Annotated in this window: 22 protein-coding genes; 10 read left to right on the forward strand and 12 right to left on the reverse strand. The window is 64.7% G+C overall.

Annotation, left to right across the window (positions count from 1 at the left end; genetic code table 11):
- Window positions 1-3 precede the first annotated feature (3 nt).
- From ACFQ9R_RS18850 to ACFQ9R_RS18865, 4 genes are all read right to left on the reverse strand, one after another.
- Window positions 4-981 (reverse strand): HNH endonuclease, encoded by a 978-nt coding sequence (locus tag ACFQ9R_RS18850; protein ID WP_378992090.1) that lies wholly within the window; start codon window positions 979-981, stop codon window positions 4-6.
- Between the two features lie 48 nt (window positions 982-1,029).
- On the reverse strand, window positions 1,030-1,584 hold the full coding sequence (locus ACFQ9R_RS18855; protein WP_378992092.1) for a class IV adenylate cyclase: 555 nt from the start codon (window positions 1,582-1,584) through the stop codon (window positions 1,030-1,032).
- Window positions 1,574-2,254 carry a class I SAM-dependent methyltransferase gene (locus ACFQ9R_RS18860; RefSeq protein WP_378992094.1) on the reverse strand — a complete coding sequence of 227 codons (681 nt, stop codon included), beginning with the start codon at window positions 2,252-2,254 and terminating at the stop codon, window positions 1,574-1,576. The genes ACFQ9R_RS18855 and ACFQ9R_RS18860 overlap by 11 nt, the downstream gene beginning before the upstream one ends.
- 548 nt (window positions 2,255-2,802) lie before the next feature.
- Window positions 2,803-3,696 (reverse strand): radical SAM protein, encoded by an 894-nt coding sequence (locus tag ACFQ9R_RS18865; RefSeq protein WP_378992096.1) that lies wholly within the window; start codon window positions 3,694-3,696, stop codon window positions 2,803-2,805.
- A 157-nt stretch (window positions 3,697-3,853) separates the two neighbouring features.
- On the opposite strand from ACFQ9R_RS18865, the gene ACFQ9R_RS18870 reads away from it, so the two are divergent.
- Complete coding sequence (locus ACFQ9R_RS18870) at window positions 3,854-4,591, forward strand: XRE family transcriptional regulator (RefSeq protein WP_378992097.1); 738 nt, start codon at window positions 3,854-3,856, stop codon at window positions 4,589-4,591.
- A gap of 10 nt (window positions 4,592-4,601) precedes the next feature.
- The gene (locus ACFQ9R_RS18875; RefSeq protein ID WP_378992098.1) at window positions 4,602-5,069 is read left to right on the forward strand and encodes an NUDIX hydrolase; all 468 of its coding nucleotides are present in this window, start codon (window positions 4,602-4,604) and stop codon (window positions 5,067-5,069) included.
- On the opposite strand, the gene ACFQ9R_RS18880 is transcribed toward ACFQ9R_RS18875, so the two are convergent.
- From ACFQ9R_RS18880 to ACFQ9R_RS18890, 3 genes are all read right to left on the reverse strand, one after another.
- Complete coding sequence (locus tag ACFQ9R_RS18880; RefSeq protein ID WP_378992100.1) at window positions 5,051-5,623, reverse strand: HD domain-containing protein; 573 nt, start codon at window positions 5,621-5,623, stop codon at window positions 5,051-5,053. The genes ACFQ9R_RS18875 and ACFQ9R_RS18880 overlap by 19 nt on opposite strands.
- 86 nt (window positions 5,624-5,709) lie before the next feature.
- Window positions 5,710-6,228 (reverse strand): hemerythrin domain-containing protein, encoded by a 519-nt coding sequence (locus ACFQ9R_RS18885; RefSeq protein WP_378992101.1) that lies wholly within the window; start codon window positions 6,226-6,228, stop codon window positions 5,710-5,712.
- 87 nt (window positions 6,229-6,315) lie between these two features.
- The gene (locus tag ACFQ9R_RS18890; protein ID WP_378992102.1) at window positions 6,316-6,960 is read right to left on the reverse strand and encodes a hypothetical protein; all 645 of its coding nucleotides are present in this window, start codon (window positions 6,958-6,960) and stop codon (window positions 6,316-6,318) included.
- 76 nt (window positions 6,961-7,036) lie between these two features.
- Between ACFQ9R_RS18890 and ACFQ9R_RS18895 the strand changes: the two genes are divergently transcribed.
- Complete coding sequence (locus ACFQ9R_RS18895) at window positions 7,037-7,480, forward strand: NUDIX domain-containing protein (RefSeq protein ID WP_378992103.1); 444 nt, start codon at window positions 7,037-7,039, stop codon at window positions 7,478-7,480.
- On the opposite strand, the gene ACFQ9R_RS18900 is transcribed toward ACFQ9R_RS18895, so the two are convergent.
- The gene (locus ACFQ9R_RS18900; protein WP_378992104.1) at window positions 7,470-8,765 is read right to left on the reverse strand and encodes a hypothetical protein; all 1,296 of its coding nucleotides are present in this window, start codon (window positions 8,763-8,765) and stop codon (window positions 7,470-7,472) included. The two genes, ACFQ9R_RS18895 and ACFQ9R_RS18900, sit on opposite strands and share 11 nt — an antisense overlap.
- A 170-nt stretch (window positions 8,766-8,935) precedes the next feature.
- Between ACFQ9R_RS18900 and ACFQ9R_RS18905 the strand changes: the two genes are divergently transcribed.
- A complete protein-coding gene (locus ACFQ9R_RS18905) occupies window positions 8,936-9,139 on the forward strand; it encodes a cold-shock protein (protein WP_358063985.1) in 204 nt (67 codons plus the stop codon).
- Here the strand turns inward: ACFQ9R_RS18905 and ACFQ9R_RS18910 are convergent, their stop codons facing one another.
- Entirely contained in the window at window positions 9,140-9,409 is a 270-nt protein-coding gene (locus ACFQ9R_RS18910; RefSeq protein WP_378992105.1) for a hypothetical protein, read from the reverse strand.
- A gap of 88 nt (window positions 9,410-9,497) precedes the next feature.
- Complete coding sequence (locus ACFQ9R_RS18915) at window positions 9,498-10,280, reverse strand: MHYT domain-containing protein (RefSeq protein ID WP_378992106.1); 783 nt, start codon at window positions 10,278-10,280, stop codon at window positions 9,498-9,500.
- A 418-nt stretch (window positions 10,281-10,698) separates the two neighbouring features.
- Between ACFQ9R_RS18915 and ACFQ9R_RS18920 the strand changes: the two genes are divergently transcribed.
- Window positions 10,699-10,902, forward strand: coding sequence for a cold-shock protein (locus ACFQ9R_RS18920; RefSeq protein ID WP_056812000.1), 204 nt, complete (start codon window positions 10,699-10,701; stop codon window positions 10,900-10,902).
- Between the two features lie 72 nt (window positions 10,903-10,974).
- Here ACFQ9R_RS18920 and ACFQ9R_RS18925 read toward each other — a convergent pair whose 3' ends face one another.
- The gene (locus tag ACFQ9R_RS18925) at window positions 10,975-11,778 is read right to left on the reverse strand and encodes a DNA polymerase beta superfamily protein (RefSeq protein ID WP_378992107.1); all 804 of its coding nucleotides are present in this window, start codon (window positions 11,776-11,778) and stop codon (window positions 10,975-10,977) included.
- A 135-nt stretch (window positions 11,779-11,913) separates the two neighbouring features.
- Here ACFQ9R_RS18925 and serA point away from each other — a divergent pair, with 135 nt between their 5' ends.
- From serA to ACFQ9R_RS18940, 3 genes are all read left to right on the forward strand, one after another.
- On the forward strand, window positions 11,914-13,512 hold the full coding sequence (gene serA / locus ACFQ9R_RS18930) for a phosphoglycerate dehydrogenase (RefSeq protein WP_378992108.1): 1,599 nt from the start codon (window positions 11,914-11,916) through the stop codon (window positions 13,510-13,512).
- Window positions 13,513-13,631: 119 nt separating this feature from the next.
- The gene (locus ACFQ9R_RS18935) at window positions 13,632-14,639 is read left to right on the forward strand and encodes a 3-isopropylmalate dehydrogenase (protein WP_378992110.1); all 1,008 of its coding nucleotides are present in this window, start codon (window positions 13,632-13,634) and stop codon (window positions 14,637-14,639) included.
- Window positions 14,640-14,840: 201 nt separating this feature from the next.
- A complete protein-coding gene (locus ACFQ9R_RS18940) occupies window positions 14,841-15,449 on the forward strand; it encodes a Uma2 family endonuclease (protein ID WP_378992112.1) in 609 nt (202 codons plus the stop codon).
- A gap of 185 nt (window positions 15,450-15,634) precedes the next feature.
- On the opposite strand, the gene ACFQ9R_RS18945 is transcribed toward ACFQ9R_RS18940, so the two are convergent.
- Window positions 15,635-16,810 (reverse strand): MFS transporter, encoded by a 1,176-nt coding sequence (locus ACFQ9R_RS18945; RefSeq protein ID WP_378992391.1) that lies wholly within the window; start codon window positions 16,808-16,810, stop codon window positions 15,635-15,637.
- A gap of 303 nt (window positions 16,811-17,113) precedes the next feature.
- Between ACFQ9R_RS18945 and ACFQ9R_RS18950 the strand changes: the two genes are divergently transcribed.
- Both ACFQ9R_RS18950 and gltX read left to right on the forward strand, forming a co-directional pair.
- On the forward strand, window positions 17,114-17,887 hold the full coding sequence (locus tag ACFQ9R_RS18950) for a fumarylacetoacetate hydrolase family protein (protein WP_378626299.1): 774 nt from the start codon (window positions 17,114-17,116) through the stop codon (window positions 17,885-17,887).
- A gap of 20 nt (window positions 17,888-17,907) precedes the next feature.
- On the forward strand, window positions 17,908-19,383 hold the full coding sequence (gene gltX, locus ACFQ9R_RS18955) for a glutamate--tRNA ligase (RefSeq protein ID WP_378992114.1): 1,476 nt from the start codon (window positions 17,908-17,910) through the stop codon (window positions 19,381-19,383).
- The last annotated feature ends 175 nt before the right edge of the window (window positions 19,384-19,558 follow it).

Raw genomic sequence — 19,558 nt, forward strand, 5'->3', positions numbered from 1 at the left:
GATCTATATTGTCCCGAGGTGTGATCCGACGACTATCGGCTCGGTTCGCTGGAAGTCGACCTTGCCGACGCGGAACGCCTTGTCTCCGTTCACGAACTCGCTGAAGCGTTCGGCAAGTCGTTCAGGCGCAGGATAGAACGCCTTCTTGTCGGGCAGCGTGAGGTGGACGTCGTCCATGCCTTGGAGCCCGAACTCGAGGATCGGCCCCTCATCGTCGGCTTTCGCCAAGACCGAACCGATGTGAACTCGGTAGTCATCGGAGATTCCCATCAGGTTCCGGTCATACGCCGCATGGTGAATCTTGCAGAGGCTCAAGCCGTTCGGGATATCAGCGATACCATGCTCTTTGCCGTCGGAGATGATGTGTGCAGCTTCGAGCAATTGAGGACGGCCGAGCCTGCACACCGCGCATCGGTTCCCGTAGGCCATCAGCACTCGGCTGCGGAACTGTGGCTGGTGCAGGCGCTGATTGGTGATCCGTTGGACGTAGCGACGCTCGGTCTGCGTCAAGTGCTGCGGATCGCTGACGCCGCGCAATGATTCATCTAGGGCAAGCAGCACCCGGCGATTGGTCGGATCGTCGGCGACGACATAGACCGGAAAGATGGGCAGGTAACGAATGTCGGGACCGACCTTGATCCACCGAAGCAGAATGAGCGGAAGTTCGGTCTCCGCCGACTTCCGGAGCTTGATGTTGTCGCCGACATCGATCGGGCCTTCGCGATAGTCGTAGGTGAACAACGAGTCCCCGACGACCTCGTCCTCGTACGGGCTGCCTGGCTTGGACATGATCGACAGCGTGGATGCGAGCCCCTTCGGATTCCGGATCCCGCGATTGCGGTCGACAAGCTGAATCGGATCGTCTCCGACCTTGAACTCCAACAGATCGGCCCGGGTGACAAAGCCGCCCCGCTCGTCGACCAACTGCCTCAGTGCGTGAAAGATCTTCGAACGAAACGCGTACTCATCCCCGTGGCCCACGAACGAAGTCTGCCACGGCCATACGACAGATTCGAGAGGATACGCGCCCTACTCGGCGAAGTCGTTGAACAGTAGCGTCGGCTCCGCGAGGATGTCGCGGCTCATCTCTACTCGGTAGATGGTGTCGACACTGCCGAACTTCGCTTGGCCGTAGTCGAGCCCGAGGTCTGCCGCGGCCCGGCGAACCGCGGATTCTTCGGGCCCCTCGATTTCGAGAAATGTGGGCAGGTCAGGCCATGTATCCAGATCGAAGACGATGTCGCCAAGACGCCATTCTTCGCGGTAGTTCTCCTGGTAGCGGACCTCCTGCAGCCCAATGGTGACGAGGATTTCGGCCATCGAGTCGAGATCGCCGACCACGGTCTCGATCTCGGTGGTGCCGTCGATCGTGGAGGAATCGGTGACGTGCTTGAGCGTCAACGTCGTTCGGGTGCCTTCGTGGCGCAGGCGGACCCAGGCGCCGGCGGGGAGGGCGTCGCCATCGAAGATCTTGCGGGTCAACAGGGTTCGCGGGAGAGCCAACGTGGCGCCGAGAGCCTCGAGCTGAGCCCTGACCGCATCGACGTCGATCGCCAAGAAGGTGGCTTCGTATTCATGCTTCATCGAGGTCGCGCCCTTCGTCGAGGTGTTCGCGCTTTGCAGCGAAAAATACACCCATGCGGTGCGTGTGGTCGTGGAGCTGTCCGACATGGGGTCGTTCGATGAAGGGGTCGGTGCGCAAGGTGAGCAGTACCTCCCACGTGTCACAGGGGAAACGGCGGAACAGCTTGTCCGGCGTCGTGTAGTGCTCGATGAGGTAGTGGCGGTTCTCGACCGGCATCATGAATTCGGAGCCGAGAAGGCCGCCCGGTGCGAGGAGATCTTGCATCCGTCCGATGAATTCGCGGAGGGGACGGCGGTGGTTTGCGCTGTAGTGCCATGAGCAACTCGTCCAGACTGCGTCGGCGTGCATGTCCGTCAGGGCGGCGTCGAAGAAGTCGTGCGGTTCTATCCGCACCTGACTTGTCAGTCCGGCTTCCGCCACGCGCTCGGCCAGGCTGGGCGCGTACGCGAAACCGGCGACAGGCAGGAGCACCTCGCCACCATGCAGAGCTTGCGGATCGTTCTCGACTGCGATGACGCGGTAGCCCGCATCCGCGAGCGGCAAGACGAATTTGCCGTCGCTGGCTCCGATTACGGTCACGGTTGCGCCAGGGGCGCAGCGATCGCTCAGTTCACGTACGAACTGGGGAAAGAACGTCAGGGTCTGCTCCCAAAGGCTGCTGGTCGGCATGTTGGACCTCACTTGTGTTGAGGGACAGGATGGTTTGCACAACTTGCGCAGGCGTGGACGCTGTGGTGTCGATTAGGTGTGTGGTCCACGCATTGGTTGCTTCGGCGAGGCTCTGGGCGCCACTCTCTGCCAGGACATCCCATTTGGTCATCGCCCGGTCGCGCTGCGCCAGCCGACGAAGCCGTTCGTGAGGTGTGCATGTCAGCTGATAGGTCACAGGCTCGGGGAGGTCTGAGGGGAGGACGATGTCGAGTTGGGCACCGAACTCCCGGTGAGTAGTGAGGCAGCGGGCGAAGTAGCTTTCGACGACTACGGGGATCCCTGCATCGAGGTAGCGGAGGATTTGGTCGGTTGCGGTGAAGAGGGCGGATAGGAACAGGCACATGCGCGCGTCTGGATTGCTCGTGTGGTCCAGCTCCCGGCGTAGGGACTGGAAATTCGGAGGAACTGTTGGGACCAAGACACCCTGGCGAGCCTCCGCAAGCAGGGGTGCGACTGTGGTCTTACCGGTCCCGGCGATTCCCTCGATGCACTCGAAGAGTCGGCGATCAGACATGGCCGTACACCACGTCCGGAATTCCCAGAGCGATCTCGTCGCTGGCAGAGGGTCGGTATTCGATACGGTCAGAGGCCTTGTCGTACCAAAAGGCATATGAGTCCTTGCCGACTGCCTTGCATGACATCGTGAGTGCGCCGCGGGGGTCTGACTCGATACGGTCGATCGTGTCGTTGATGGCCGCGGACGCGCAGGCCGGCACTTCGTTGAGGTCCTCGTCGAGGATCACTTCGATTTCCAGTTGGGTCTCGCCGAGTTGACGGCGGAGCCGGGTGTAGGCGGCGGAGTCGGTGATCAGCATGTCGGTGTGCTTTTTTGCGTTCCCGACTGCTCGGAGTTGGTGCAGCTTGAGTTGCCTCACTCCGAGCGATTGGAGAGTCTCCGCGAGGTGGACTACTTCATCGATGTTGTATCGGTTCACGGTGAGGGTCGCGCCGGTCGGTACGCCGAGAGTGTTCGCGAGTGAGATGGATTCCATCGCAGCGTCGTAGCTTCCTGTATTGCGGATGCGATCGTTGGTCGCACCGATCCCTTCGAGCGAAATTCGAAGCAGGTCGATGCAGGGTGCGATCTCGCGCAGCTGTCGGCCGATCCGGTATCCGTTTGTACAGATTTCGACCTTCAATCCCAGCGTGTGCTTGGCGTAGCGTGCAACATGTGGCAGATCCTTGTAGACGAACGGCTCGCCGCCCAGCAGGACCACCTCTTCTGTGGCGTACTCGCGCTGCATACGCCCCATGAGGTTGCAGGCCTGTGCGACGGTGAATGCCTCGGAATGCCGAAGCCGCTCACCGTGGAAACAGTGCAGGCACTCGAAGTTGCAGCGATAGAGCAGCTGCAGGTACAGCCGTCGGATGCTGTGGATGCCGGTTCGCTCGGTGATCATGCTGGCTCCCTTGGGTTTTGGTGAGGTCAACATCGTGGCCGTTTGTAGTCGGACTGCGTAACCGCGTTTGGGACGTAGGCAGGGACGTCCCGGGACGTTTCGAGGTGACGTTCGTGTGTGCTTGCTCGACCCCGTCGCATCGGCTTCTATTGGAGGCGTGAATGTCCGGCTTCAGACCGTGCTCCACCAACGGGGGATCGCACCCGAGTCGCTGGCCGTTGTCTGCCAGGTCGATCCGAAGACGGTCGGGCGCTGGCTCGGCGGTCGTGTACCTCACCCGCGTCACAGACGACGGGTCGCGCATCACCTGCGGGTTGAAGAAGGATTCCTCTGGCCGCCGGTCACAGACGAGCGAGCCGTACCGACGAATGTCGAACTCGTCGCCACCTACCACAACCGTGCCGAAGTTCCTCGCGAGACGTGGCTGTCATTGTTGGACAATGCAACTGAGCAGATCGACGTGCTCGTGTTCTCGGGCACCTTCTTTGCTCAATCCAACCCGCGGGTTGCCCACGCACTGATCGAACGAGCACGGGAAGGTGTGCGGATCCGGATGTGTTTCGGCAATCCTGGCAGCAGAGCTGTCATCGACCGTGGTAGCGAAGAGGGCCTCGGCCCGGACACGCTCGCTGCGAAAATCCGCGGCTCGCTCACCTACTACCGCCCGCTTCTTGCGGTCGATCGGTGCGAGGTACGCCTACACGAGACGACACTGTACAACTCGTTGTTTCGATACGACGACACTCTGTTGGTCAATCCCCACATCTGGGGTCAGCCAGCCAGCGCCAATCCTGTCTTTCAACTCCGGCGGGTCAACGATGTCGGCTGGTTCGACAACTATTCCGAGAGTTTCGACGCGATCTGGGCCGATGCACAGCCCTGGATTCCGGACTGAGAGGCCGACGATGGGCAGAATCGAGTACTACCACGATCCGAAGGCGCCGAAGCCGAATTCGCTTGTGGTGGCTTGTAATCTATTGGTTGTCGATGGGGCTGGGGCGATTCTGCTGCAGCGTCGGCGTGATACCGGGCAGTGGGCGCTGCCCGGCGGAGCCATGGACTTCGGCGAAACCGCGGCCGAATGTGCGATCCGGGAATGCCAGGAGGAAACGGGTATTACAGCGGAGATCACGGGATTCCTGGGTATTTACAGCAATCCCCACCACATTGTGGCCTACAGCGACGGTGAGGTGCGGCAGCAGTATGAGAACGCCTACATCGGGCGACCGGTGTCAGGTGAACCGACGATCAATGATGAAGCCGATGGCGTGGTGTATGTCGCCCCGGATGACCTGTGCGCCTATGACATCCACCCGAGCATGCGGCAGCAGATCGGTGACTTCCTGTCCGGAAGCTATCCATATCTCGGCTGATTCGCCTTCGCCTGTTCGATTCTTGTTGTGGCGGCCATGATTTCTGGTTCGGCGCGTTGAATGAATCTGCCCACCAGTGTGTCCGGCCCGTAGCGGCCGACGACCTCGGCGATCCGCGCGGACGGGACCGTTGGACTTCCGTCGGGGGTTGTGGTCATGTCGGCGTAGATCAGGGCGTCTACCAGGAGTTCATTGTCGGGGAGCGGGAACTCGGTCTCCAACTCGTGGCGGAGTCCACGCTCCTCAGCTTCGAGCAGTGCACAACTGTGGTTGGCGACCAGCCGTGTCAGCTGCTCATCGGCGCCGTGCTGGTCGCGCAGGAATCGAGCGCCGTCGAGCGGATGAAATGTGGTCAGCGCCAACCTTGGGGAATAGCCGACATCGTGCAAGATGGAGGCAGCTCGCAGAAGGTCTGCGTTGTGCTCGACGATCCCTGCCAGAGCGTCAGCCGCTCGCGCGACACCTTGGGAGTGCGACCAGCGGCGCGGCAAAGCCTGCTCGAGCTCTGACCGTGCAACGGCCCGAGCCCACTCGACATCGATGGAATCACTCACAGGGCACGAAGATACCCGCGGAGCGAGCAGCGAGAGTTCGTTGCGACGATCTGAAGTCGGCGTGATCGGTCGATGCCACGATCCTTCTACGAGATCACCAGCCGGAGTGGGCGGGGAATAGTGGACAGAACGCTGCGGCGGCGTTCACCCTCTACATCGCGCAGCAGCCATGCGTAGTAGGGCCGAAGTCCTCGGAGTCCGATGCGGCGGCGCATTTCTCGGTCGAGTAGTGACCACTCTCGGTCGTTGATCAATGGCAGTGCTTCTTGCTCTTCGTGGCGCAGGTGGTTGTGCAACAGCTCGGACAGTGCCCCGAGCGTCGGTCGCGCGGCGTCCGGTCCCGCGCTATCGAAGGCCCGGTCCACCTGGGCGAGGAGTGGGTCGATGCGGTCGTGTTCTGCGGCCATCGCCTCGACCAACTGCGCGTTCACGCCGCGGCGGCGCAGACTCGGCCAGAGCACGACGTCCTCCGCGGTGTGGTGGACGGATAGTTGGGTGTGAAACTGCGTCCAGCGTTCACGGTCCGGAGCGCTGGCGAGCGCTCGGAGATCGCGCCGGAACGCGTCGTGTGCTGCGTACATCATGGTCACGTCACGTTCGGTCATGGTCCAATTACATCCGCGCGAGACGAGACGAGACATCGTTCATTTGCTCGAGTCCATACGCGAACGTCTCAGGATCCGAGGCGCTGATCAGTTCGTCTGGCGGACTTTGATGGCGTCTCGGGAGATGTAGACGTCGTATTCGCCGGGGGTGGCGATGGTGGCGTTGCCGTAGGCGGAGCGGATGAAAGGGCTGGTGTACCAGCGGTTTTTGTTCATGTCTTCGAAGAAGTCGCGGTCGCCGCCGTTGAGGAAGGTCTGGTCCTGGGCGGGGGATTTGCCGTCGAGGCGCTGGCCGTACAGGCGGCTGAGCTTGTAGCCGGAGTGGAAGCCGAGGGCGTTGACCCACGGTTCGAGTTCGACGATGTTGGACTGGAGGGCGAACATGTCGCCCTCGATGCGATGGGTTGTCGGCTGCCCCGCGTTTCCGTCTTCGTCGAACTGGGTGAGGACGAGGTCGAGTTGGTGTTCCTGGCCGGCAACGGGTTTGGCGACTACGTGGGCGGCCTTGATCTCGCCGGTGAGTCCGAGATAGGTCTGGAGGAGGGTGGCGATCCAGAGGAGGAGGACCGCGACGAGGAGGAGGGCGGTGCCGGGGACCGCGCGGCCGAGAACGGCTTTGGGGCCGCGACGGCGGGTGGCGGCCAGTGCGGCCATGACCAGTAGGGCGATGGCGAGGGCGATCAATGCCAGGAGACCGACCTGGGCGAACCCGAAGGAAACCGGGAAACTCATGATGTGGGTATACCCCGAAAACATCTGCAACAGCGGCGGTCTCGAAGTTCTTGGGTGGGCAATTCGATCAGGAGGGGTGACAGTGGAGAAGTACCGGGTGCTCGTGGGGGTTCACCTGGTGTTGGTCGACGCACAGGGACGGGTGTTGTTGGGGCGCAGGGCGAATACAGGGTTCGGCGATGGGTTGTTCCATGTGCCCGCGGGACATCTGGAGGCGGGCGAGTCGGCGGTGGCCGGGTTGATCAGGGAGGCTCGCGAGGAGGTGGGGGTCGAGATCGACGCTCGGGACGTGGAATTCGCGCATGTGCTGCACAGCGATGAGCGGGTCCAGATGTTCTTCACCGTACGACGCTGGACAGGCGGGGTCGCTAACCGGGAGCCCGAAAAATGTTCGGAACTGGGATGGTTCGAGCCCGAAGCGCTGCCCGAGGAGATCGTCGACTACTGCCGGGTCGGGATCGGCAAGGTGATGACAGGGGAAGCGTTCTCGGAATACGGCTGGGATTCGGCTAGGGGCTGACGATCTCGGAGGTCTCGGAGCGCAGGCGCATCAGGCCCAGGACGGCGATCGCGCAGCCGAGTGCCACGACGATCGCAACCGCGCCGGGGCCGATCCCGCGGTCGACATCCGTGGTGCGGTACCAGGACGACGAATAGGCGAGGTGGCCGAAGTCGGTGTCGCTCAGTGCGACACCGATCGAGGGCACGAACAGGATCGCCAGTCCGACGGTCCCGGACGTGGGACTTTGTGGAACAGCTGTGCCGAGGCAATACCCGGCGACCGAGCCGAGGGCGAGGCAGCCGAGGGCCGCGGTGAGCGTGGCGGGTGGGTCGAAGATATCGGCGGCCAGGACGAGGCAGGCCAGGGCGAGCACACTCGTCGCGGCTACCAGTGGACGCGGTGTGCGGATACCGATCAGTAGGCCGGCGGCGGTGGTGGCGAGGGTGGCGAGATCGACCCAGCCGGAACGCGGCAGCGTGATGACGAGGCTGCCCGCGACCGAGAAACTGCTCATCAGCAGGACCAGAATCCCGTCGCGTCCCGGCAGGATCATCGCGGCGGCGACCGCGGCCGCGATGGCGACGACCGAGGCGACGATCAGATAGGGGGCGCTGGTCTTGTGCGATGCCACGGCGAGCGCGGTGATGATGGTCGTCGTGAAGGCGACGACGGCGGCGAACACGGGCGCCAGCGGAATGGCGGTTTCGGTGGTCCAGCGGGGCGTGGCCACGGTGGTGAGCGCGAAGTACGCGAGCGCGAGCACGCTCGCGGCGATAAACCACAGGGGCAGTGCGCCGCCGAGCGCACCGCTGAAACCGTCGGAGTTCGGGTCGGTGGGCGACTGGGTGAGATCGCCCAGGATGGTGCCGCCGAGCGTGCCGAACAGATATACGGTGCGCAGGAGCGGTTCGTTCCAGACCGCGACCGCGAGCGCGCCGATGACAGCCCCCGCCAGTAGTGCGTCGATGAAGTTCAAGGTGGGCAGCGACAGAATGTCGAGGTGACCGTCGGCGCTGTCGGGGAGCAACGCGAGATGGTTCACCAAGATGCCGACCAGGGCGATCAGCGCGGTCCAGCGGGCCGTTCGCACGCTGCCGATCGCCACCGTGACGGCGGCGGTGATCACCGCGATGAACGCCGCACCGGTCATCGCCCGCGGAATGTTGAACACCAGCAGGTCGACGTGCAGCGATGCCGCCAGGGACGCGAAACTGATCGGCAACATGATCACGAGCGCCGCCACCGAGGTGGTGACGAAGATCGTCACGGTTTCGGCCGCGCAGCGAACGGTCGAAGGCTGCACCGAATCCCCGTTCTCGCGGCTGAGCCGGTCCGGTCGGACCGTGTCCGGAGCATATCCACTTCGTCACCGGGCGATCGGCTCCTCGAATCGAATGCCGGTCGTGTCGCGGGCAGCGGCATGCGACGATTAGCGAATCAGGTTGGCAGGCACAGGAGTCGGAAGGTCGGTGGATGCCGAGCGGGATCGTGGCCTGGTTCGACAGCGGCAAGGGATTCGGATTCATCACTCCCGACGCGGGCGGACCCGACGTATTCGTCGAATACACCGCGCTGGCCGGTGCGGGGTTCCGCACGCTGCGCGACGGTCAGCGCGTGGAATACACCGTCACCGAGACCCGGCGCGGACCCGAAGCACACGATGTGCGGGCCGGGTGATCAGAAGACAGCCACCGCGTAGGCGGCCAACCCCGTTGCCGCCAGTGAGACGACCGCGCTCAGGATGAGCAGCTGATTGGTGCGACGGTGCAGCCGGTCGTGCCGGGCGCGATGCGTGAAGAAGGAATTCGTGGGGTTACCGTCGCCGACGAAGCAGGACCGGGAGTCGTGCAACGCGCGGTTCGCGCGGGTTTCCGCGACGGTGGCGGCGTACAGGCTCAGTGCGCCGAGGACCGCGCAGGCAATGGTGGCGACAATGACGATCGGCATCGTGTAACTCCCCCCGGAAATCGGCATAGCCGCAGCTCATGCCGGTGTTTTCTACCTCCTTCATTGTCGCATCGGGGTCCGACAGGTTTCAGTTCTGGCCGCTGGGCCAGAAGCGGCTGGCGCGTTGACCGTCCACGGGGCGGGTGAGGTTGGGGTCCTCGGCTTCGGTGATGCCGACCTGCATCAGCAGGATCATGGTCACCATGCTGATGCCGATGATCAGGGGTGTGAGCAGCTGGGCCGCGGTGGCGCCGCTGGCATGGGCCACATGGGCGCTGGTGTGCGCGCTCATCGAGAACATGCCGGTGTAGTGCATGCCGGTGACGGCCACGCCCATCAGCAGGGCCGCGCCCGCGGTGGCGACGATGCCGTGGATGTGCAGGGCGAACCACAGCGCCGCGATCGAGGCGACCACCGCGATGGCGAGCGACGCGGCGACCACGACGGGGTCGTAGATGATCTCGGCGTCGGTTTTCATCGCGTACATGCCCGCGTAGTGCATGGCCCCCACGCCGAGCCCGGTGATCGTGCCGCCGACCGGTAATGCGGCGCTGTCCCAGCTTCGGCGCACCACGATGGACAATCCGAGCCACACCACACCCATGGCGACAGCGGCGCTGAACAAGGTGACGGGAACGTTGTAGCGGATGGTCACGCCGCGTACCGAAAAACCGAGCATCGCGATGAAATGCATGACCCAGATACCGGTGCCACCGAGTGCGATCGCGGCCGCCGTGAGCCAACCGCCGTGCATGCCGGAAGCACGCGAGCGAACCATGCAACGCAGCGCCAGCATCGACCCGACGACCGACATGGCATAGGCCAGCAAGGGGGTCACCCAGCCGTAAGTGAAATGGTTGATATCCAGCACCGTCTACTCCTAGCGTGATTTCTCGGCGAGGCGTGCGATCCCTCACGATCTCGGAAAATACGCTGGTAGGGAATTTGCCGTACTGGGTTTCTCGAAAATGTCTAGGGTTGCTGACGATGACATGCCCCTATTGCATAGAGCTCTCGATGGTGAAGCGTTCCAGTCGGTTTGGTGTGCGCTCCCGGCTAATCCGGCATCCGTGGAGCAACTGCCTCGGCATACGGCGAGCATCCACCCCGAAAGCGGGCCGCGTCACCTCCGTGCCAGTGTCTGCTGGCAGGATCTGGGGGTTGCCTTCCTCACAGTTCGCACACTTTGCACTGTGCGATGTGGCCGAATTCGTCGGATCATGGCATGGTGGACACCGAGACCAGGGCCGGACTATTAGGACCTAGCTCATCTACAGAAGGTTTTTGAAATGGCACAGGGTGTTGTTAAGTGGTTCAACGGCGAAAAGGGCTTCGGCTTCATCGCCCAAGACGGAGGCGGCCCGGACGTCTTCGTTCACTACTCCGCGATCGGCGGCTCCGGCTTCAAGTCCCTCGAAGAGGGCCAGCGCGTGGAGTTCGAGGTCGGTCAGGGTCAGAAGGGCCCCCAGGCTCAGGACGTTCGCGCCATCTGATTCTGCGCTGACCAGCGTACGAATGTGAAGCTCCGCACCAGTTGGTGCGGAGTTTCTGCTATCCGGGGGTAGTCACCGCAGCGCCTCGGCGCGGAAGAACTCGCCGGTGACGGCCATCGACGCGGTGAGATCACGCGGCCCGCGGGAGTTGAATTCCGTGGTGGCCCTGTCGAATTCGGCGTCGATGAACGCCGTGATCAACGCGGGCGGGGCGGCCGAACCCATCTCCCTCGTCTTCGACTTGAGATCGGTCAGTTCGGTGATCGCCGCCACCAGGTCGACCGGCAACTCGCACTCGGCGAGCAGCGTCGGCAGATGCATCGGCGCCACCGCGGCACCCGGATGCTCACGCAACCAGCGCAGCGCCATCGCGGGCCGCAGCGCGTAGAACACCTTCTTCAAACCGCCGTTGCGCTCGAACAGCGCCCACTGGCGCGCGCCCAGGTGCAGGTAGTGCCGAGCGATCCGGTCGCGATCGGCCACCTCCCTCGCCACCTCGCGTAGCCGGGCGCGAAACGCCTCGTCGCCGCGGTAGACGATCGGCGACATCAACCATTCGACGAGCACCGCGTTGCCCGCCACCAGCAGGCGCAGCGCCTTGGCCAGATCCCAGCCGTTCACGTCGAGCAGCCCGATCAGCGGCGTTTCGATCACATCGCGGGTGCGCCACGGGGACAGGTAGGTCTCCAGGCCTGCCACATAGACGAAACGGCAGTCGTAATCGGAATCGGGCGAGGGGAAACCCCAAGCACGGCTGCCACTTTCGATCGCGAGTCGGATGGACACGTTGTGCTCGGCAGCCACCCGATCGAGCTCTGCGTCGACGGCGGCCACCACGGCCGGGTCCATCGATTCGGGGACGGTGCGCAAGGACATGCGGTGATCGTAGAGCGGTGGGTGCCCAGGGTTCACCCGGTTTTCGGGCAGGGGGGTAAGGGCAGCCGAAGTCCGGGCGACTATCCTGGTCGGCGGTAACTGCCGACCCCCTTTCTTCCCCAGGAGTACCCCACAGTGAGCCAAGCAGGCCGTCCTGTAGTTCTGATCGCCGACAAGCTCGCCCAGTCGACCGTCGACGCACTCGGTGACGGTGTCGAGGTTCGCTGGGTCGACGGACCCGACCGCCCGGCGCTGCTCGCCGCGGTCCCCGAGGCCGACGCACTGCTCGTGCGCTCCGCCACCACCGTCGACGCCGAAGTGCTCGACGCGGGCAAGAAGCTGCAGATCGTCGCCCGGGCCGGCGTCGGCCTCGACAACGTCGACGTGCCCGCCGCCACCGAGCGTGGCGTGATGGTCGTCAACGCGCCGACCTCCAACATCCACACCGCCGCCGAGCACGCCGTCACGCTGCTGCTCTCGGCCGCCCGGCAGATCCCGGCCGCCGACGCGACCCTGCGGGAGAAGACCTGGGCGCGCAGCAAGTTCAACGGTGTCGAGATCTTCGGCAAGACCGTCGGCGTGATCGGCCTCGGCCGCATCGGGCAGCTGTTCGCGCAGCGCCTGGCCGCTTTCGAGACCAAGATCGTCGCGTACGATCCCTACACCTCGCCCGCTCGCGCGGCGCAGCTCGGCATCGAGCTGCTGAGCCTGGAGGAGGTGCTCGAGCGCGCCGACTTCATCTCCATCCACCTGCCGAAGACGCCCGAGACCAAGGGCATGCTCAACGCCGAGACGCTGGCCAAGACCAAGCCGGGCGTGATCATCGTCAACGCCGCCCGTGGTGGGCTGATCGACGAGCAGGCGCTCGCCGACGCCATCAAGTCCGGCCACGTGCGTGCCGCCGGCCTGGACGTGTTCGAGACCGAGCCGTGCACCGACTCGCCGTTGTTCGACCTCCCGCAGGTCGTCGTGACGCCGCACCTCGGCGCCTCGACCTCGGAAGCCCAGGACCGCGCGGGCACCGACGTCGCCAAGTCGGTGCTGCTGTCGCTGGCCGGTGAGTTCGTGCCGGGCGCGGTGAACGTCACCGGTGGCGCCGTGAACGACGAGGTCGCCCCCTGGCTGGACGTCGTCCGCAAGCAGGGCGCGCTGCTCGGCGCCATCGCCAGCGAGCTGCCCGTCAGTGTCGAGGTCCAGGTGCGCGGCGAGCTGTCCGCGCAGGACGTCGCCGTGCTGGAGCTGTCCGCGCTGCGCGGTGTGTTCTCGGCGCTGGTCGAGGACCAGGTCACCTTCGTCAACGCCCCGGCGCTGGCCAAGGACCGTGGCATCACCGCCACCGTCACCACCGCGTCGGAGAGCCCCACTCACCGCAGCGTCGTCGACCTGCGCGCTGTGTTCGGCGACGGTTCGACCCTGAACGTGGCTGGCACCCTGACCGAGCCCAACCTGGTCGAGAAGATCGTCAACATCAACGGCCGCAACTACGACATGCGCGCCGAGGGCCTGAACCTGGCCGTGCTGAACTACAGCGACAAGCCGGGCGCGCTGGGCAAGATCGGCACCCTGCTGGGCGAGGCCGAGATCGACATCCTGGCCGCGCAGCTGAGCCAGGACGTGGACTCCGAAGGCGCCACCGTGGTGCTGCGCGTCAACGCCGAGGTGTCCGCCGAGGTGCAGACCGCGATCGCCGAGGCCGTCGGCGCCTCGAAGGTCGTCCTGGTCGACCTGGCCTGAGTTGTTTCGTCCCGGTACAGCCGGGACATCGGCAGCTGCGCGCCGTCACCTCACGGTGGCGGCGCGCACCTGTATCCCGGCGCGGCACGGTCCGCCCCGACTTCGAACGGAGCTAGTTCATGAAACTCGCAGTAATCGCCGGTGACGGCATCGGTCCCGAGGTCATCGCCGAGGCGCTCAAGGTGCTCGACGTGGTGGTGCCCGGTGTGGACAAGACCGAGTACGACCTGGGCGCCGCGCGCTACCACCGCACCGGGGAGATCCTGCCGGAGTCGGTGCTGCCCGAGCTCAAGCAGCACGACGCGATTCTGCTCGGCGCGATCGGCGATCCGTCGGTGCCCAGCGGCGTGCTCGAGCGTGGACTGCTGCTCAAGACCCGTTTCGCGCTGGATCACCACGTGAACCTGCGTCCGTCGAAGCTGCACGCGGGCGTCACCAGCCCCCTGTCGGGCAACCCGGATATCGACTTCGTGGTCGTGCGCGAGGGCACCGAGGGCCCGTACACGGGCACCGGCGGCGCGATCCGCGTCGGCACCCCGCACGAGGTGGCGACCGAGGTCTCCAACAACACCCGCTTCGGCATCGAGCGTGTGGTGCGCTACGCCTTCGCCACCGCGCGGGCCCGTCGCAAGCACCTCACCCTGGTGCACAAGAACAATGTGCTCGCCTTCGCCGGTTCGCTGTGGCAGCGCACCGTCGACGAGGTCTCGGTCGAATTCCCGGATGTGACCACGGCGTACCAGCACATCGACGCCGCGACTATCCACATGGTGACCGATCCGGGCCGCTTCGACGTGATCGTCACCGACAACCTGTTCGGCGACATCATCACCGACCTCGCCGCCGCCGTCAGCGGTGGCATCGGTCTGGCCGCTTCGGGCAATATCGACGCCTCGGGTGTGAACCCGTCGATGTTCGAGCCGGTCCACGGCAGTGCCCCCGATATCGCGGGTCAGTCCAAGGCCGATCCGACCGCCGCGATCCTCTCGGTCTCGTTGCTGCTCAACCACCTCGGCAACACCGAGGGCGCGGCGCGCATCGAATCCGCCGTCGCCAAGGACCTGGCCTCGCGCACCGGCACCGCGTCCACCGTGGAGGTCGGCGACCGCATCGCGGCCATCGTGTAGGACAACTCGACGGGGAAGGGCCTGCACCGGTGCTCGATGGTGCAGGCCCTTCCAGGTTTCGGGTGATTGGTCGCTGAATCTGTACGCGACTCGACGGTGGTGTCTATCCCGGACCGTGGTGATTAGACTGATCACATCGTGGCGTGTCCAGTCGGGCGGTCAGGCAGATGAAGGGTGGAAGGCCCCAGATCGGGAGGCGAGATGACGGTTGACCGCGCTGTCGGTGACAGCGGCTTCGGCCCCTACACTGTGCTCGATCTGCACGACCTGTCGGAGGACGGCAAAGGGTTCGAACTCGAGGACGGGTGGTTGGTCGAGGTGGCTGCGGGGGCTCGGCACAACTGGATCGCGCACCGGCTGGCTCAAATAGTGCGAGGCGCACTGCCCAACGACTCACTGGTGGTCCTCGACGGCGGTGAGTGGGAGATCAGTACCCCTTCAGGTGTACGGAAGCCTGACGTTCTCATCGTTCCTCGTGACGTCGCACGATCGGTGATCGTGGACGAGGTGCCGAAAATTCTTCCAGGACTCGACGTCTTGCTCGTTGTCGAGGTGGTCTCGCCGGGCAGCGGGAGCGAACGTACCGATCGGGTGCGAAAAGTCGGTGAGTATGCGGCGCTCGGGATTCCCGAATATTGGATCGTGGAGCATCGGCCCAGCATTCGAGTCATCCGGCTGCTGCTCGATGCGGGCGCAGGTACCTATCGTGCCGATCCGGCGGTCGGATCCGGCTCGATGTTCGACGCAGTGTTGCGGGGAGACAGCGATGTTCGATTGTCCTTCGATCCCGAACAGCTGATCGACTTCTGACAGCTCGGCAACAAGGCTCGCTTCGGCTGAATGCCGGAGCGAGCCTTTGCCGTTGGTGGCGCGGATCGAATTGTGTCCGGTGAGTGGGTGATACGGCTACTCGACTGTCCCGGAACGTAATTCGTGGGCAGGGGTGCGAGCAGGGTAGGGGGCGTCGTGTCTCGATGAACCAGACTGCCGTGCCGTTACTTTCGGGATTCTCTGGGTACCAAGGGCACCGCCGCCACTGCGGCGACCGCCGCCAAGGCATAGACCACGGGGAAGCCGGTCGCCGTGATCACCGCGCCGAAAAGTGGTGGGACGGCGGCTATCGCGAGGTTCTGGCCGGTGTTCTGGATGCCGAGGCCGCGACCGCTCCAGAAGGGGCCGGCGATCTCGGCCACGGCTGTGAACGCCAATCCGTTGTCGGACACCGAGATCACCGACGCCGCGACCATCAACGGGACGGCGGCCCACCACCAGTCGGTCCAGGCGGTGACAGTCAGGGCGGCCATGGCGAGGGCGGCGGCGATGGCTACCTGACGCAGGGGGCCCAGGCGGGAGCCGACTCGGTCCGACCAGGCTCCCGCGCCGATTCTGCCTGCGGCGCCCAGGAATTGGGTGGCGGTCATCAAGGCGCCCGCCGCGGCCAGTGACCAACCCAGGTCGACGTGGAGCCACAGCAGACCGAAGGTCCACAGTGTGGCCTGGGGGACGACCAGCAGGATCGAGACGCCGTGGATGCGCCACAGAGTGGAGTCGCCGCGATAGGGATTGGCGCGGTCGGCGGCCTTCGCGGCCGGTCGCGGTGGGTCGATGATGCCGACCAGGCAGCCGATCGCGGCGACCCCGGCCATCAGGGCAGGCACCAGCAGCGCTGCGGGGATGCCGTGGTGCGCGGCCACCCACGGGATGGTGAGCGCGCCGATGCCGACGCCCAGTGGCTGCGCGGTCTGGCGAATGCCCATGGCCAGGCCACGCCGGTCCGGCGGGAACCAGCCGACGATCACCCGGCCACTGGCGCCGTTGGAGCTGGCGGCGCCGATGCCGCCCACGAACAGCAGCGCACCGAACGCGACCGGGTTGTCCACCACGGCCGCGGCGACGCCTGCCACGAACATCAGCAGGGTCCCCGCCACCAGCACGATGCGTTCGCCGATCCGGTCGACCACGTACCCCCAGGCGATCAGGGTGCAAACCAGACCTACGGTCGGCAATGCCACCAGGGCTCCGGCGGACGCGAGTGAATCGCCACGAGCGGTGAGCGCGGGCAGCAGGAACGGGGTGCCGTGGATGAAGATCGAACTCGAGGTCTGCGCGAAGACACCGAGGGCGAGCATCATCCAGCGTCTGCCGTCACCGATCCGCGTCACTGGGGCCATCGGCCGCGCGTCTGTCACGATTCTCACCTCGCCGGATTGCACGATTGCATCTCATTATCTGAGATTGATGTCTCATTGTTTGAACGTCCATGATCACGCTACACCGGTGACCCGTGGAATTTCCGCACCGGCGAGGTGTCTGACGGGTCACATCGGCGCACGCGCGAATCCCGCAGGCGGGCAGTGGCTTCGAATCACACCGGTGTGATCTTTCCCGCACTTCCCCCGGGCGGCTATCGAGCGACCGGTGTCGCATCACGGGTGCGTTCGGGCAGGTAGCCCCGTCTCGATAGACTCCGGGGCATGCGCTTAGGTCGAGTTGCCAGTCCCGATGGAGTCGCTTTCGTCAGCATCGAGGGTGACGGAAGCGATGCCGTCGCCAAGGAGATCGCCGAACATCCGTTCGGCTCGCCGACGTTCACCGGACGGAGCTGGCCGCTGGCCGATATCCGCCTGCTGGCACCGATCCTGGCGAGCAAAGTGATCTGCATCGGGAAGAACTACGCCGCCCACGCGGCCGAAATGGGCGGTGCGGCGCCGGTGGACCCGGTGATCTTCATCAAGCCGAACACCTCGATCATCGGCCCGAACGCATCGATCATCCTGCCGCCCAGCTCTTCTCAGGTCGACTACGAGGGCGAGCTGGCCGTGGTGATCGGCCGTCCGTGCAAGGACGTGGCCGCGGCCAAGGCGTCCGAGGTGATCCTCGGCTACACCATCGCCAACGACGTCACCGCTCGTGACCAGCAGCGCCACGACGGCCAGTGGACCAGGGCCAAGGGCTACGACACGTTCTGCCCGCTCGGCCCGTGGATCGAAACCGCGCTGGATCCAAGCGATCTGGAGATCGTCACCGAGGTCGACGGCGAGGTTCGTCAGCGCAGCCGCACGTCGCTGTTCCTGCACGATATTCCGAAGATCATCGAATGGATCAGCTCGGTGATGACCCTGCTGCCCGGTGACGTGATCCTCACCGGCACACCGGAAGGCGTCGGACCGCTGCAGGCCGGGCAGAACGTGTCGGTCACCGTCGAGGGCATCGGCACCCTCACCAATCCTGTTGCCACCAAGCGCTGAGACCAGCGGAGAAGAGAGTCATGACTGAAGTACGGGTCCGTTTCTGCCCGTCGCCGACCGGCACGCCGCACGTCGGCCTGGTGCGCACGGCGCTGTTCAACTGGGCGTTCGCGCGGCACCACGGCGGCAAATTCGTATTCCGCATCGAGGACACCGACGCCGCCCGCGATTCCGAGGATTCCTACCGCGCGCTGCTCGACGCGCTGCGCTGGCTGGGGCTCATCTGGGACGAGGGCCCCGAGGTCGGCGGACCCTACGAGCCCTACCGGCAGTCGCTGCGCCGCGATCAGCATCTGGATGTGGTGCGCCGGTTGCTCGAGGCCGGGGAGGCATATGAGGCATTCTCGACGCCGGAGGAAGTCGAGGCCCGTCATCGCGCCGTCGGCCGCGACCCGAAACTCGGTTACGACAATTTCGATCGCGATCTCAGCGCCGAGCAGATCGCGGCGTACAAAGCCGAGGGTCGCCCCGCCGTGGTCCGTTTGCGGATGCCCGAAGAAGATCTCGGATGGAATGATCTCGTTCGCGGCGAAACCACCTTCAAAGCCGGCACCGTCCCCGATTTCGCCCTCACCCGGGGCAATGGTGACCCGCTCTACACGTTGGTGAATCCGGTCGACGACGCGATGATGCGGATCACCCATGTGTTGCGGGGTGAGGATCTGCTCTCCTCGACACCACGTCAGCTCGCGCTGTATGCCGCGCTGCAGCGTATCGGGGTTGCCGAGTTCACGCCCGAGTTCGGTCATCTGCCGTTCGTGATGGGTCAGGGCAACAAGAAACTGTCCAAGCGCGACCCGGAATCGAATCTGTTTCTGCATCGGGACCGCGGATTCATCCCTGAGGGTTTGCTGAATTACCTCGCCCTGCTCGGCTGGAGCATCGGCGAGGACCGCGATGTGTTCTCCATGCTGGAAATGGTCGCGGCTTTCGATATCTCCTCGGTGAATTCGAATCCGGCGCGCTTCGATCAGAAGAAGGCCGACGCGATCAACGCCGAGCAGATTCGCCTTCTCGAGCCCGGCGATTTCGGTCACCGTCTGCGTGAGTTCCTCACCGCGAAGAACCACATCGGGGCCGAAGTCGACGAGAAGACATTCCTGGTCGCCGCCGAACTCGTGCAGACCCGCATCGTGGTGCTCGGTGACGCGTGGGACCTGCTGAAGTTCCTCTTCGTCGCTCCCGCGGAGTTCGCGATCGACCAGGCGGCGGGCACCAAGAATCTCGGCGCCGAGGCCGACCCCGTGCTCGACGCCGCGATCGCCGCTGTGGAGCCGCTGGGCGAGTGGACCACCCCGGCACTGGAGGAGGCGCTGAAAAATGCGCTGATCGACGATCTGGGGCTCAAGCCGCGTAAGGCGTTCGCGCCGGTGCGGGTCGCGGTGACGGGTTCGCACATCAGCCCGCCGCTGTACGAGTCGATGGAATTGCTGGGTCGCGAGGCCTCACTCGATCGACTGCGTGCCGCCCGTGGTTGGGCTCCTGCCGCGCAGTAGCTGTGGGAAGCGGGTGCGGCCCTGCGCCGCATCCGCTCCAGCGGGTCGAAAACGGCCGAAAAGCGGCTTCTGACCAGGCGATTTGTAGTTTACCCCCTAGTGTTTGGTAATCTTCTCATCGCCGCGGAACACGGCCTCGCAACACCGACAACCACTCGGTGGGGATTGCAAGGCC

Source organism: Nocardia sp. NPDC056541 (assembly GCF_042794235.1).
Lineage (GTDB): Bacteria > Actinomycetota > Actinomycetes > Mycobacteriales > Mycobacteriaceae > Nocardia.